Here is a 13,592-nt window from a genome sequence, read left to right on the forward strand (position 1 = left end):
CGGCAGTCTCTGGATAGGGTAGAGGCATGATCTACATTGCCCCGTCGATCTTGGCCGCTGACTATGCTGCGCTCGGCGCAGACGTGGAGAAAGTTCCTAATGCGGACTTGATCCACGTGGACATCATGGACGGGCACTTTGTGCCTAACCTGTCCTTCGGGCCGGACGTTACGCGCGCCGTGAACCGCGTCACGGATCAATTCTTGGACATCCACATGATGATCGAGGAACCCGAGCGCTGGTTTGAGACATACATCGACGCTGGCGGCGACCGTCTGGTCTTTCACATTGAGGCCAGCAAAGATCACGTCGAGGCCGCGAAGAAGCTGCACGACCTGGGCGTCGAAGCGGGTTTTGCCATCAAACCTGGCACTCCGATCGAGCCGTATTTGGATGACCTCGAGCACTTTGAGGAAGTCATGGTCATGAGCGTTGAGCCAGGATTCGGCGGGCAGAAGTTCATGCCCGAGGTCTTGAGCAAGGTGCGCACGTTGCGCGATTTCATTGCGGACGCTGGCTTATCAACGGTGATTGGGATCGACGGCGGTATCGGCGAAGCAACCATTGCGCAGGCGGCGGAAGCCGGAGTGGAATCGTTCGTGGCTGGCTCGGCCGTATTCGGTGCGCAGGACCCCGCGCAGGCCGTTGAATCGTTGCGGACAATTGCCCGCGACGTGCAGGAAACCGCATGAGGGTCTACTCGTATGACTGCGACCGCTACGAAGATGCCGCCCTCTGGGAGGCGGTGCAGGCGGGCGGTGAGGTGTGGGGCTCCACGAGCCCGAACCCGCCGGTTGGTTGCGTGATCTACCGCGAGAACCCTGATGCCCCCGACATCATCGACGTCATCGCCACCGGCGGCACGGAACCGGCGGGCGGGCGCCACGCCGAGCGCGTCGCACTCGACGCGGCCGGGGAAAAGGCGCGTGGGGCGCACATGGTAGTCACCCTCGAGCCCTGCAACCACACTGGGCGCACCGGCCCATGCGCGGAAGCGATCGTGCAGGCAGGCATAGCAAAGGTGGTGTATCTCAACGCCGACCCCAACCCGGTCGCGGCCGGGGGAGCGCAGTACTTAAGCGATCACGGGGTTGCGGTTCGCCACATCCCGTACCCTGTGCGTCAGTTGGATCCCTGGCTCACAGCGATGCGTCACGGTCGCGTTTCCGTGACGGCGAAGTTCGCGGCCACCCTCGACGGCTTTACCGCCGCACAGGACGGCACCAGCCAGTGGATCACAGGTCCCATGGCCCGTTCCTGGGTCCACGAGGATCGCGCGCGGTGCGACGCCATCATCGTTGGCACGGGCACGGTGCTTGCCGACGACCCGTCGCTCACAGCCCGGAAAGAAGACGGCTCCTTGTACAGCAACCAGCCGCGACGCGTGGTCGTCGGCACGCGAGACGTGCCCGAGGGCAACCTGACCCGCCTTGGGTACGAGCAGTACGCCACGCCACAGGAAGCGCTTGACGCGCTGTGGGCCACGGGCGCGCGTCACGTCATGGTGGAAGGCGGCGCGACGCTCATGCGGAGCATGTTTGAGCTCGGCGTTGTTGATGCGATTCAGGCCTACCTAGCACCCATGCTTCTCGGGGCTGGCCGCGGCATCATGGACGGACCGCTGGCTGATACCCTTTCCAGCGCGCAGCGTTATGAGCTTGAGGATGTGGCCGTCGCCGACGACGATGTTCTGATCCGATTGCGCAGAAAGGACAACTGATGTTCACGGGTTTGGTGGAAGAAGTAGGCAGCGTTGAAAAGCTCGAGCGATTGGACAATGCCGTGCGGTTGACAGTGCGCGGTCCGAAGGTGACCTCGGACGCGCAAACGGGGGACTCGATCGCGGTCGACGGGGTGTGCCTCACCGTCGTTGAGTGTTCCGACGGTGTATTCAGCGCCGATGTGATGCAAGAAACGCTGGACCGCTCGCGGCTGGGTAGCTATGAGATCGGCTCACAGGTGAACCTGGAACGGGCGTTGGCGGCAGGAGCACGATTGGGCGGGCACATCGTCCAAGGCCACGTAGACGGGGTGGGAGTGCTACTGGCTCGAGAGAGCACGACGCACTGGGACGTACTGCGTTTCTTTCTGCCAAAGGATCTTTCGCGTTACGTCGTGGAGAAGGGCTCGATCGCGGTTAACGGCACGTCATTGACCGTGTCCGCAGTAGGAGAGGACTTCTTCGAGGTTTCGTTGATCCCCACGACACTGGCGGAAACAACATTTGGGGAGCTGAGTGACGGCGAGCCAGTGAACCTAGAAGTGGACGTAGTGGCCAAATACGTTGAAAAGATGGTTGGGGGCTACCATAGATCACTATGACCGCACAATGTGATGACCAGCGAATTGCGTTAGATCCCGTCGAGGATGCGATTGCTGCCATCGCCCGGGACGAAGCCGTTGTCGTGGTTGATGATGAAGACCGTGAGAATGAGGGCGACCTGATCTTTGCAGCGGATGCTGCAACACCGGAGTTGGTGGCGTTCATGGTGCGGTATTCCTCCGGATACATCTGCGTTGCCATGGACGATGCGCGGGCGACCGAGCTTGATCTGCCGCCGATGGCGACCACTAACGAGGATGTGCGTGGTACTGCGTATGCGGTGACGGTGGATAAAAAGACTGGCACCACGGGTATCTCCGCTCGTTCACGCGCGGAGACGATCATGCACCTTGCTGATCCTTCCGCTGTGCGCGGCGACTTCACCCGGCCGGGGCATGTGGTCCCGCTGCGCGCTAGGCAGGGCGGTGTGCTTACCCGCAACGGCCACACCGAAGCGGCTGTGGATCTTGCTCGCCTCGCCGGACGCGCGCCACTGGGTGCGCTGTGTGAGATCGTCTCGGAGGATGACCCGACTGATATGGCGCGCGGGCCTGAACTTCGCCGCTTCGCCGACGAACACGGGCTGGTGATGATCTCAATTGAGGATCTGGCGGCATATCGGCGCCACCACGACCACGTGATTACCCGCTGCGTGGAAACAACGCTTCCCACCGAGTTTGGGGCGTTTACTGCGTTCGGCTACCGCAACGACATCGACGGCCAAGAGCACGTTGCGCTGGTGCACGGTGACATCACGCCGGCCGGTGGGGACGAGCCGGTGCTCGTGCGCGTTCACTCGGAATGCCTGACCGGGGACGTGTTTGGCTCCCTGCGCTGTGACTGCGGGCCGCAGTTGCACGAATCAATGCGCCGCGTGCAGCAAGCCGGTCGCGGTGTCATCGTGTATCTCCGCGGCCACGAGGGTCGCGGCATTGGACTGATTGCAAAGCTGGAGGCCTACCGGCTTCAAGACACTGGTTTGGATACCGTTGACGCGAACCTGGAGCAAGGCCTGCCAGCGGACGCGCGTGAGTACTCGGTGGCGGGGCAAATCCTCGCGGACCTTGGCGTGGAGCAAGCAGAGGTCTTATCCAATAACCCAGACAAAGTCGATGCCTTGAGTGGCTACGGCCCACAGATCGTGGGACGAACGCGGATCGAGATTGTGCCTTCGCACGACAACATCGTGTACCTGCGCACCAAGCGCGACCGAATGGGACATGACCTACCCAGCGTGGGTGAATGGGAGGAACGCAATGGCAGCTAAAGGATTGCCCACCGCCATCACGGTCGATTCCGTCGTAGCGAGCGGAAAAGCAGAGGGCCTGCGTGTCGCGGTTGTGTACACGGCGTGGAACGAGGGGATCGTCGATAAGCTGCGCGCACGCGCTGAAGACACCGCCAGGGCCGTGGGCGCGAAGGTGGAGAGTTTCTGCGTAGCGGGTGCCTTAGAAATTCCCGTCGTGGCGCAGGCCGCGGCGCGGCGCTTTGACGCTGTTGTCGCGTTGGGATGCGTCATCCGCGGTGACACAGCCCACTTTGACTACGTCTGCGATTCGGTGACTGAGGGCTTGACCCGCGTTGCATTGGACGAGGAGATTCCCGTTGGCAACGGCGTGCTGACCGTTGAAAATGAGCAGCAAGCGCACGACCGAGCGGGTGGAGCGGACGCGAAAGAAGACAAAGGCGCCGAAGCGATGCTCGCCGCCCTCCACACAGCCGGCGTGCTTGCCCGGGTGAGGAGCTTTCCCGGTGAGACGGGCAGAAAGTAGCATGGTGCGGTGATGGCTGAGAACGAAACGACGAATGCGCAAACAAGCGTGAGCAAAGACCAACGTATCGCGCTGTACAACGCGGCGGACCCGCACGCGGTGATCACGACGAAGCCGTGGGAGCTGGAGATTGCCTCCGCGTATTTGAAGAAAATCGCGATCGCTGCCGTGGTGGTGCTGATGGCCGTGCACATCTTCATGGGCGTCATGCTGGATGTTGAATTCACGGGTGTGACCGTGACTACCACCGACAAGCTGGCCTTCCCCGGCGTGGGACTGATCTTGTCCGTTCTTGCCTGGTTTATGCTCACCCGACCTCGGGTGCGCGCGAACGCAGACGGGGTGGAAGTTCGCAACATCGTGGGCACGCGTTTCTACCCGTGGGTGGTCATTTACGGCCTGACATTCCCGCGTGGTGCGCGGATGGCGCGGCTTGAGCTTCCCGAGTTTGAGTACGTGCCGCTGTGGGCGATTCAGGCTGGCGACAAAGAGCGCGCAGTGGAATCCGTCGAGCGATTCCGCGAGCTCGAAGCCCGCTACATGCCCGAAGAGTAGAAGCTGATCCGTGGCTAATCCTCAGTCATATAGGCCCGCGCCAGGCAGCATTCCCACTGAGCCGGGGGTGTACAAATTCCGCGACTCCGCCGGGCGCGTGGTGTACGTGGGCAAGGCAAAGAACCTTCGGGCACGGTTGAACAACTATTTCCAGCCACCCGCGCAACTGCATCCACGGACGCGCCAAATGGTCTTCGCAGCCTCCAGCGTGGAATGGACCGTCGTCGCCAGCGAGGTCGAGGCCCTTCAGCTTGAGTACACGTGGATCAAGCGCTTCGACCCGTGGTTCAACGTCATGTACCGCGATGACAAGACGTACCCGATGCTCGCGGTCAGCGTGGGGGAGACCTACCCCCGGGCGTTCTTCTACCGTGGCCCGCGCCGCAAAGGAGTACGTTACTTCGGGCCGTTTTCCCACGCGTGGGCAGTGCGTGAAACGCTCGACCTATTGACGCGGGTGTTTCCCGTGCGGACCTGCTCCAAAGGCGTCTTCAACCGTCATGAGCAACTCGGCCGCCCTTGCCTTTTGGGCTACATCGACAAGTGCGCCGCCCCATGCGTGGGCAGGGTGAACGAAGAGGAATACGACGAGATTGTCGCGGGCTTCATGGCGTTCATGTCGGGCCGCACAGATGCGGTGGTCAAAGGGCTCAACGCGCAGATGCTCGAGGCGAGCGCGAATCTAGAGTTTGAGAAAGCAGCGCGGCTTCGCGACGACCTGGGGGCCGTGAACAAGGTGATGGAAAAGCAGACCGTCGTTTTGAGCATCGACACCGACGCGGACATCATCGCCTTCGACACGGATGAACTGGAAGCCGCCGTACAGATTTTCACCGTGCGTGAAGGCAGGATTCGCTCACAGCGCGGCTGGGTCGTGGAAAAGACTGGTGATGAACCGGGCAGCATGGAGCGCCGCGCAGAGGGAGAAGAAGATCCAGCTTTGCCGGAGCTGATGCAGAACTTCTTGGTGCAGTACTATTCCGACGCCGTGGAACGGGCGGAATTAGAAGCCGCTGAAGACCGGCGACTGGCGGAGAAAAAGGTGCGGCGGCGCGGCGTGGACCAGGAGTCGCACGCCAAAGCGCGTCCACCAATGCCGGTGCCGCGAGAGATCCTCGTCGAAAAGCTGCCAGCGGAACTCGAAGAGACCACCGCGTTGCTGGAGAAACTCCGCGGGGGCCCAGTGGCCATCCGCGTCCCGCAACGAGGCGACAAAAAATCTTTGATGGACACCGTTTCCCGCAACGCGCGGGAGGCCCTTCGGCAACACAAGCTCAAGCGGGTGGGCGATCTGACGGCACGCAGCCAGGCGATCCAGGACATCCAGGACGCGCTGGGGATGGATGAAGCCCCGTTGCGCATTGAGTGCACCGATATTTCCCACATCCAAGGCACGGACGTGGTGGCCAGCTTGGTGGTTTTTGAAGACGGTCTGCCCAAAAAGGCCGACTACCGGCGTTACCGGATCAAAGAAGCTGCCGGCGATGGCCGCAGCAACGACGTTGGATCGATCGCGGAGGTAACGCGCAGGCGTTTCAAGCACCACGCGGAAGACCGCTTAGCAAACCCCGAAGACGCCAGCCTGGACACGACGGCGTTTGAGGACGAAGAATCAGACGGCGTGGTGGAATCGACCGGCAACAAGAAGTTCGCCTACCCGCCGCAATTGTTCATCGTCGACGGCGGCAAGCCCCAGGTCAACGCTGCGCAGAAAGTGTTCGATGAGCTCGGCGTCGTAGATGTCACCCTGATCGGGCTGGCGAAGAGGCTCGAGGAGGTGTGGGTACCGGATGATGATGAGCCGGTGATTCTACCCCGCAACTCCGAGGGCATGTACCTGCTCCAGCAGATCCGTGATGAGGCGCACCGGTTTGCCATCACCTACCACCGCCAGCAGCGCTCCAAACGGATGCGTGCTTCCGCGCTCGACGGCATTCCAGGCTTAGGTCCCGCCCGGCGAACGGATCTGGTGAAGCACTTTGGTTCCGTGAAAAAGCTCAAAGCAGCAACACCCGAAGAGATCGCCGAGGTGAAGGGGATCGGCCCCAAGCTGGCGGCCACGATCGCTAAGCACCTCGCGTCTGAATAGGATGGGGGCATGTCCACGGAATACGCGCAGCCACAGCAGTCGCCGAGTCCTCGCCCCGTCATCATCACCGGCATGTCCGGCGGGGGCCTGTCGAGCGCCGCAAAGGTCTTTGAGGACAAAGGCTTCTTTGTCTCCCAGAACCTTCCCCCGCAGTTAATCCTGGATTTCCTAGAACTGTCGCTGGCGAAGGATTCCCCCGTCGATCGCGTTGCTGTGGTTACGGACGTGCGTGCCCGCATGTTCAACGGTTCCCTGATGGACACCATTACCCAGGCCAGGGAGCGTGGTTTTGATCCATTCATTCTCTTCCTCGAAGCACGCGATGAGGTCCTGATCAAGCGCTTTGATAGCGTGCGCCGAACTCATCCGTTGCAGGAAGATTTCCCGCTGCATGTTGGGATCACGCGTGAGCGCAGCGAACTCGCCGCGGTGCGCGCAACCTCGGATGTGATCATTGATACTTCGAACCTGTCCATCCATGACCTGCGCCGCGCGATTGAAGCATCCGTGGGTGAACTCGCGCACGGCCACCAGCACGTCACCATCCAGTCGTTTGGCTTCAAGCACGGCTCCCCGCGCGATGCGGACATCGTGTTGGACGTGCGCTTTTTGCCCAATCCCTACTGGATTGAAGAGTTGCGTGACTTCCGCGGTGTGGACCAGCCGGTGGCGGACTACGTGTTGTCCCAACCCGGCGCGAGCGAGTTTGTCGACGGCGTAGTGGACCTGCTCAGTTCCATGCTTGCCGGGTACCGGCATGAGGGCAAAGACTTTGTCACCGTGGGCATTGGGTGCACCGGCGGGCATCACCGTTCCGTCGCTGTGAGTGAAGAAATCGGTCGTCGGCTGCGGAAGCGTTCCGCCGGGGGGAATTTGGACGTTTCAGTCATGCACCGCGATCTGGCGCGGCACTAGATCCAGAGGCTGAAAAAGACATGAATGGTTCGACCCAAACATCCTCCTGCGATTCGTCTCACGCTCCCGCCACGCCCGCGATGAGTGCACGACCCTTGTCGGTGGTCAGCCTCGGCGGTGGCCATGGCTTGTACCAAACCCTGCTTGCCGGCCGGAAAATTATCGGTGCCAATGGGCATAGGCCGGAAGACGGGTCGTCGTTAAGCGCTATTGTGACCGTGGCTGATGACGGCGGTTCCTCGGGGCGCTTACGGCGCGAACTGGCGATCGTGCCCCCCGGTGATCTGCGGATGGCACTGTCTGCGCTCACGCCAGACACTGAGGACGGGCGGCTGTGGCGGGAGACACTCCAGCACCGGTTCGGTGGGCACGGTGCGATGGCGGGGCACGCCGTGGGCAACCTGTTGATCGCGGGCATGGCCGAGCGCTGCGGAAACGCGCAAGCCGCGTTAGATAACGTGGCGCGGTGGACGCAATCGACCGGCAGGGTGCTCCCCGCGGCGCTGGAGCCGTTGGATATTGAGGCCGACGTAGCCGGGCTTGACGACGACCCGCGGGTGATGCGCTCTGTACGCGGCCAGGTGGCGGTGGCTACCACGCCAGGTTCTGTGCGCCGAGTCCGGCTGATCCCCGACGCCCCGTCCGCGAACCCGCTGGCGGTCGAAGCAATCATGAACGCCGATGTTGTGACGATCGGCCCCGGCTCATGGTTCTCATCCGTGATCCCGCACCTGTTGATTCCAGAGATTGTGGACGCGCTGAACCGCACGAGCGCGGATGTGGTCGTGGTGCTGAACCTGTCACCGGAAGCCGGCGAGACCCCTGGGTTTTCTACCGAACGCCACATCCATGTGTTCTCCCAGCACGCGCCGGACCTGCACGTGGACCACTTCCTCGCCGATTCCGGGATTCCTTTCTCAAAAGGGGAGAAAGACTACCTGGATCGTGCGGCGCACAACGTGGGCGCAACCGTGTCCTATTGCGACATGGTTGAAGTGGATGACTCTGGGCGGCTGACAAACAGGCATGATCCGCACAAGCTCGCAGCTGCCATCATGGAAGTAATTCAGGACAATTAAGCTTAAGCGGTATGCTCACGACGACAGTAAGCACACGGCAGAAATAGGCCGGGCATAGGCCGGATATACGCAAGGAATCAGCTAAGGAGCGCGGCAGCGTGGCATTGACACCGAAAGTCAAAGAAGAACTTCTTAGCGCCGCGAACTCTACTGCCGCGCGCAGTGGAAGCGGTGCGAACACCGATGTCCGGATTGCAGAAGCCACTGCCATGTTGCGCGTAGCAGGTGAATACACCGAAGGTGCCCGCGGCGTTGAGATCGTGGCGCACTTTGCCGAAAAGGCTGTGGCCGATCACTTGGCCGACATCATTCGCGATGTCTGTGACGCTGGGGCAGAGGTCAGTGAAGTCATCCCGGGGACGGGTTCCAAAGACCTGCGGTACACGGTCACCATTGCACACGGGGCGACGGATGTGATTCGCCGGCTCAAGCTGGTCACGGCTTCCGGCCACGCAGTCGTGGGTTTGCCCCGCCAAATCGTGTCCGGGACCATCGCTGAGGTGGAAGCCGCGTGGCGTGGCGCGTTTCTTGCCCGGGGCGCACTGACCGAGCCGGGGCGAACCTCATCGCTGGAAGTCGCTTGCCCGCGCGAGGAAGTGGCGTTGGCTTTGATTGGCTTGGCGCGGCGGTTGTCCGTGGCGGCGAAGACGAAGGACACGCGCGGAGTCGTTCGCGTCTTTGTCCGCGATGGCGACGCCATTGGGATTCTTCTTAGCCGCATGGGCGCGCCGCGCACGCGCCTGGAATGGGACGACAAGCGCGAAAAGCGCCAAGCCCGCACTGCCAACCACCACCACGCCAACTTTGACGACGCGAACCAGCGGCGTTCTGCTCAGGCAGCCGCGGCTGCTGCAGCCCGCGTTGACCGAGCGATGCAGATCCTTGGGGACGACGTTCCAGAGCACCTTGCAGACGCAGGCTACCTGCGCGTGACACACCGCCACGCGTCTCTGGAAGAGCTCGGCCGCCTCGCCGATCCGCAGATGACGAAGGACGCGGTGGCTGGTCGCATCAGGCGTCTTCTTTCCCTAGCTGACAAGCGGGCGAAAGAACTAGGAATCCCGGATACCCACGCGGCCGTTAGTACCGAGGCCGAAGGGCAATAGGGCGCGCAAGTCTAAAACCCCCCTTTACAAAAAGCCCCTGCACAAAAAGCTCCCTGCAGGCGTGGACCAACGTAGCTACACTTGGACAGTGGTACGAATAAGCCACATTTCAAGGAGAAGATTTACGTGACCACCCGCATTGGTATTAACGGCTTTGGCCGCATCGGCCGCTCCGCATTCCGCATCATCCTCAACGAGTACGCGGGCGACCTCGAAGTTGTGAAGATCAACGATCTGACCGACAACAAGACGCTGGCACACCTGATGAAGTACGACACGGCGTACGGCAAGCTCGGCCACGAGGTTGAGTATGACGATGAGTCGATCACCGTTGACGGCAAGCGCATCGTGGTCACGGCTGAGAAGGACCCGGCGAACGTTGACTGGGCTTCTGAGAACGTGGACATCGTTTTGGAGTCCACCGGTTTCTTCACCGACGGTGAGAAGGCTAAGGCTCACCTGGACGCTGGCGCGAAGAAGGTCATCATCTCCGCTCCGGGCAAGAACGTTGACGGCACCTACGTATGGGGCGTCAACCACAAGGACTACAGCAGCGACCAGACCATCATCTCCGCTGCATCCTGCACCACCAACTCCCTGGCTCCGGTTGCAAAGGTCCTCAACGATGCTTTCGGCATTGAGAACGGCCTGATGACCACCATCCACGCGTACACCGGTGACCAGCGTCTGCAGGACGCTCCTCACAAGGACCTGCGTCGCGCTCGCGCTGCAGCTCAGAACATCGTTCCTACCACGACCGGTGCAGCAAAGGCTGTGGCTTTGGTTCTGCCTGAGCTTGAGGGCAAGCTGGACGGCTTTGCAATGCGTGTTCCGACGATCACGGGTTCCGCAACCGACCTGACCGTCAACGTGGGCCGTGAGGTGACCGTTGAAGAGGTCAACGAGGCAGTGAAGAACGCTGTTCAGGACGCTGAGTTCGGTCGCGCATTGGAGTACACCGAGGACCTCATCGTGTCTTCCGACATCATTGGCAACAACCACGGCGCCATCTTCGACGCTGGTATGACCCGCGTCATCAACGGCAACCTGGTGAAGATCATCTCCTGGTACGACAACGAGTTCTCCTACACCTCGCAGTACATCCGTATGACCAAGCACGTTGCTGACAACCTCTAAATCAGCGCGCGCCGAGCTCTACGAATACAAGAGCGCTTAAACGTTAAGGCGCTATATGAAAGCCCGGGCAGTGCCACGCACTTCACGCCCGGGTTTTTTCACACCGGCACGTAGTGCCAGGTACCGGTTGATATTTACCCATTACCCCACATCTTTTCGACAAAACAGGAGTTCATACCCATGACCACCCGCACCCTTAAGGACCTGCTGGATGAAGGCGTCGAAGGCCGCCACATCCTTGTTCGCTCTGACTTCAACGTCCCGCTTAACGACGACGGGGAGATCACGGACCCGGGTCGTATTGATGCCTCGCTGCCGACCATCCAAGCTCTTATCGACGGTGGCGCCAAGGTGATCCTGAGCGCACACCTGGGCCGCCCGAAGGGTGAAGCTAACCCGAAGTTCTCCCTCGCACCGGTTGCGGAGGCTCTGTCGGAGCGCCTCGGCCAGTACGTGGCTCTCGCAGGCGATGTCACCGGTGAGGATGCGCACGAGCGCGCTAACGGGCTCAACGACGGCGATGTCATGTTGATTGAGAACGTCCGCTTCGATGCCCGCGAAACCTCCAAGGATGAAGCAGAGCGCGGCGCGTTCGCTGATGAGCTTGCTGCCCTTGCTGCTGACAACGGTGCATTTGTTTCCGACGGCTTCGGCGTTGTTCACCGCGCCCAGGCATCTGTCTACGACGTTGCGAAGCGCCTTCCGGCCTACGCTGGCTACCTGGTTGAGCAGGAGCTGGACAAGCTGTCTTCCGTCAAGGACAACCCGACTTCCCCATACGTCGTCGTGCTCGGCGGCTCCAAGGTGTCCGACAAGCTCGGCGTTATTGAGGCCCTCGCTGAGAAGGCTGACAAGGTCATCATCGGTGGCGGCATGTGCTACACCTTCCTCACCGCCCAGGGCCACAACACCCAGAAGTCCCTGCTCCAGGAAGAGATGATTGACACCTGCAAGGACCTGCTGGCGAAGTACGGCGACAAGATCGTTCTGCCGGTTGACCTTCTGGCTGCTGCGGAGTTCGACAACGATGCTGAGACGAAGATCGTGGACCTCGACGGCATCCCGGAGGGCTGGCTGTCCACCGACATCGGCCCGGAGACCGCCAAGAAGTACGCAGAGATCATCGCGGAGTCCAAGACCGTGTTCTGGAACGGCCCGATGGGCGTGTTTGAGAAGCCGAACTTCGCAGAAGGCACCCGTGCGGTTGCACAGGCCATGATCGACGCAACCGCTAACAACGGTTCCTTCACCGTGGTCGGCGGCGGCGATTCCGCAGCATCGGTACGCGTGCTCGGCCTCGACGAGGACGGGTTCTCCCACATCTCCACCGGCGGCGGCGCATCCCTGGAGCTCCTCGAGGGCAAGGACCTGCCGGGCGTGGCAGTTCTGAACAGCTAAAACAAGAGCCGCTTAACCGTTTACAGAAAGGATTTGTCTCATGGCACGTAAACCACTCATTGCCGGTAACTGGAAGATGAACCACGACCACCTCGAGGCTGTCGCGCAGACCCAGCGCCTCGCCTTCGCGCTTCCGAACGACTACTACGATCAGGTCGATGTGGCGCTGATCGTGCCGTTCACGGATATCCGTTCCGTCCAGACATTGGTCAACGGCGACGAGCTCAAGGTCACCTTCGGTGCGCAGGACATTTCGGTCCACGAGTCCGGCGCTTACACCGGGGAAGTCTCCGGCGCGATGCTGAGCAAACTCGACTGCACCTGGGTGGTCGTCGGGCACTCCGAGCGCCGCGAGTACCACAATGAGACCAATGAGATCGTGGCGAAGAAGGCCCGCGCAGCACTCGCGTACGGCATGAACCCGATCGTGTGCGTCGGTGAATCCCTCGACGTGCGCGAGGCAGGGGAGCACGTGAACTTCGTAGTTCAGCAGACCAAGGAATCCCTCGCTGGTCTGGGCGCAGAAGAGCTCGCCAAGACGGTCATCGCCTACGAGCCTGTCTGGGCCATCGGTACCGGCAAGGTGGCTTCTGCCGCTGACGCCCAGGAGGTGTGCGAAGCAATCCGCAGGACCATCGCCGACATCGCGGGCGAAGATGTTGCCGCAGGCACCCGCATTCTCTACGGCGGCTCCGTCAAGGTTGACAGCGTCGGTGAAATCGTTGGTCAGCCAGACATCGACGGCGGTCTCGTCGGCGGTGCATCGCTGGACGGCCAGGACTTTGCAAAGCTCTGCGCCGCAGCGGGCGACGCCGTGAAGTAAAGATTCACCACCTGCCGCGCCGGATATAATCCGCGGCGGCAGGTGGTGTAGCATGTTACGAGTTACCCAACTAACCCCGTGGAGGTTTTCTCACCATGGTCTTGACCCTGCAGATCATCTTGGTCTTCGCCGCAGTTCTGATGAGCATCTTCGTGCTTTTGCACAAGGGCAAAGGCGGCGGTCTGTCGAGCCTGTTCGGCGGCGGTGTCCAGGCTAACCTTTCCGGTTCCACGGTCGTTGAGAAGAACTTGGACCGCTACACCATCGTGATGTGCGTGATCTGGATCGCGTGCATCATCGGCTTGAACCTGATTCAGTCCTACGGACTCTAAGCTTGTAGCGCTCTGTCGCGCTCCTCAGGCAAAAATTGAGCCGCTACCCGAATGGGTAGCGGC

At 61.3% G+C, this 13,592-nt stretch carries 14 protein-coding genes; all 14 read left to right on the top strand.

The window, feature by feature from the left end; all coding sequences use genetic code 11:
* Positions 1-26 precede the first annotated feature (26 nt).
* The 14 genes from rpe (at position 27) to secG (ending at position 13,529) form a co-directional block, all read left to right on the top strand.
* The gene (rpe, locus tag CAQUA_RS05325) at positions 27-692 is read left to right on the top strand and encodes a ribulose-phosphate 3-epimerase (protein ID WP_196824187.1); all 666 of its coding nucleotides are present in this window, start codon (positions 27-29) and stop codon (positions 690-692) included.
* Positions 689-1,720, top strand: a complete 1,032-nt coding sequence (gene ribD, locus CAQUA_RS05330) for a bifunctional diaminohydroxyphosphoribosylaminopyrimidine deaminase/5-amino-6-(5-phosphoribosylamino)uracil reductase RibD (protein ID WP_196824186.1) — start codon at positions 689-691, stop codon at positions 1,718-1,720. Before rpe ends, ribD begins: the two co-directional genes overlap by 4 nt.
* Positions 1,720-2,322, top strand: coding sequence for a riboflavin synthase (locus CAQUA_RS05335; RefSeq protein ID WP_196824185.1), 603 nt, complete (start codon positions 1,720-1,722; stop codon positions 2,320-2,322). The genes ribD and CAQUA_RS05335 overlap by 1 nt, the downstream gene beginning before the upstream one ends.
* Positions 2,319-3,590, top strand: a complete 1,272-nt coding sequence (locus CAQUA_RS05340; protein WP_196824184.1) for a bifunctional 3,4-dihydroxy-2-butanone-4-phosphate synthase/GTP cyclohydrolase II — start codon at positions 2,319-2,321, stop codon at positions 3,588-3,590. Before CAQUA_RS05335 ends, CAQUA_RS05340 begins: the two co-directional genes overlap by 4 nt.
* Positions 3,580-4,095 (top strand): 6,7-dimethyl-8-ribityllumazine synthase, encoded by a 516-nt coding sequence (ribH, locus tag CAQUA_RS05345; protein ID WP_196824183.1) that lies wholly within the window; start codon positions 3,580-3,582, stop codon positions 4,093-4,095. Before CAQUA_RS05340 ends, ribH begins: the two co-directional genes overlap by 11 nt.
* Positions 4,096-4,107: 12 nt before the next feature.
* A complete protein-coding gene (locus CAQUA_RS05350) occupies positions 4,108-4,650 on the top strand; it encodes a PH domain-containing protein (RefSeq protein WP_196824182.1) in 543 nt (180 codons plus the stop codon).
* Positions 4,651-4,660: 10 nt separating this feature from the next.
* On the top strand, positions 4,661-6,739 hold the full coding sequence (gene uvrC / locus CAQUA_RS05355; protein ID WP_196824181.1) for an excinuclease ABC subunit UvrC: 2,079 nt from the start codon (positions 4,661-4,663) through the stop codon (positions 6,737-6,739).
* Between the two features lie 9 nt (positions 6,740-6,748).
* Positions 6,749-7,654, top strand: coding sequence for an RNase adapter RapZ (gene rapZ, locus CAQUA_RS05360; protein ID WP_196824180.1), 906 nt, complete (start codon positions 6,749-6,751; stop codon positions 7,652-7,654).
* A gap of 80 nt (positions 7,655-7,734) precedes the next feature.
* A complete protein-coding gene (locus tag CAQUA_RS05365; protein ID WP_196824179.1) occupies positions 7,735-8,733 on the top strand; it encodes a gluconeogenesis factor YvcK family protein in 999 nt (332 codons plus the stop codon).
* 98 nt (positions 8,734-8,831) lie between these two features.
* The gene (whiA, locus tag CAQUA_RS05370) at positions 8,832-9,839 is read left to right on the top strand and encodes a DNA-binding protein WhiA (RefSeq protein ID WP_376993169.1); all 1,008 of its coding nucleotides are present in this window, start codon (positions 8,832-8,834) and stop codon (positions 9,837-9,839) included.
* A 126-nt stretch (positions 9,840-9,965) separates the two neighbouring features.
* The gene (gap, locus tag CAQUA_RS05375) at positions 9,966-10,976 is read left to right on the top strand and encodes a type I glyceraldehyde-3-phosphate dehydrogenase (protein WP_196824178.1); all 1,011 of its coding nucleotides are present in this window, start codon (positions 9,966-9,968) and stop codon (positions 10,974-10,976) included.
* Between the two features lie 180 nt (positions 10,977-11,156).
* Positions 11,157-12,374 (top strand): phosphoglycerate kinase, encoded by a 1,218-nt coding sequence (locus CAQUA_RS05380; protein WP_196824177.1) that lies wholly within the window; start codon positions 11,157-11,159, stop codon positions 12,372-12,374.
* A 40-nt stretch (positions 12,375-12,414) separates the two neighbouring features.
* Complete coding sequence (tpiA, locus tag CAQUA_RS05385; RefSeq protein ID WP_196824176.1) at positions 12,415-13,197, top strand: triose-phosphate isomerase; 783 nt, start codon at positions 12,415-12,417, stop codon at positions 13,195-13,197.
* 95 nt (positions 13,198-13,292) lie between these two features.
* Positions 13,293-13,529: a preprotein translocase subunit SecG gene (secG, locus tag CAQUA_RS05390; RefSeq protein ID WP_196824175.1), complete on the top strand. Its 237-nt coding sequence runs from the start codon at positions 13,293-13,295 to the stop codon at positions 13,527-13,529.
* Positions 13,530-13,592: the final 63 nt, after the last annotated feature.

Source organism: Corynebacterium aquatimens, from assembly GCF_030408395.1.
GTDB lineage: Bacteria > Actinomycetota > Actinomycetes > Mycobacteriales > Mycobacteriaceae > Corynebacterium > Corynebacterium aquatimens.

Bases quoted from the DNA above. Each gene is read 5' to 3' on its own strand.
- rpe (WP_196824187.1), top strand. From the start codon at position 27: ATGATCTACATTGCCCCGTCGATCTTGGCCGCTGACTATGCTGCGCTC.
- ribD (WP_196824186.1), top strand. From the start codon at position 689: ATGAGGGTCTACTCGTATGACTGCGACCGCTACGAAGATGCCGCCCTC.
- CAQUA_RS05335 (WP_196824185.1), top strand. From the start codon at position 1,720: ATGTTCACGGGTTTGGTGGAAGAAGTAGGCAGCGTTGAAAAGCTCGAG.
- CAQUA_RS05340 (WP_196824184.1), top strand. From the start codon at position 2,319: ATGACCGCACAATGTGATGACCAGCGAATTGCGTTAGATCCCGTCGAG.
- ribH (WP_196824183.1), top strand. From the start codon at position 3,580: ATGGCAGCTAAAGGATTGCCCACCGCCATCACGGTCGATTCCGTCGTA.
- CAQUA_RS05350 (WP_196824182.1), top strand. From the start codon at position 4,108: ATGGCTGAGAACGAAACGACGAATGCGCAAACAAGCGTGAGCAAAGAC.
- rapZ (WP_196824180.1), top strand. From the start codon at position 6,749: ATGTCCACGGAATACGCGCAGCCACAGCAGTCGCCGAGTCCTCGCCCC.
- CAQUA_RS05365 (WP_196824179.1), top strand. From the start codon at position 7,735: ATGAGTGCACGACCCTTGTCGGTGGTCAGCCTCGGCGGTGGCCATGGC.
- CAQUA_RS05380 (WP_196824177.1), top strand. From the start codon at position 11,157: ATGACCACCCGCACCCTTAAGGACCTGCTGGATGAAGGCGTCGAAGGC.
- tpiA (WP_196824176.1), top strand. From the start codon at position 12,415: ATGGCACGTAAACCACTCATTGCCGGTAACTGGAAGATGAACCACGAC.
- secG (WP_196824175.1), top strand. From the start codon at position 13,293: ATGGTCTTGACCCTGCAGATCATCTTGGTCTTCGCCGCAGTTCTGATG.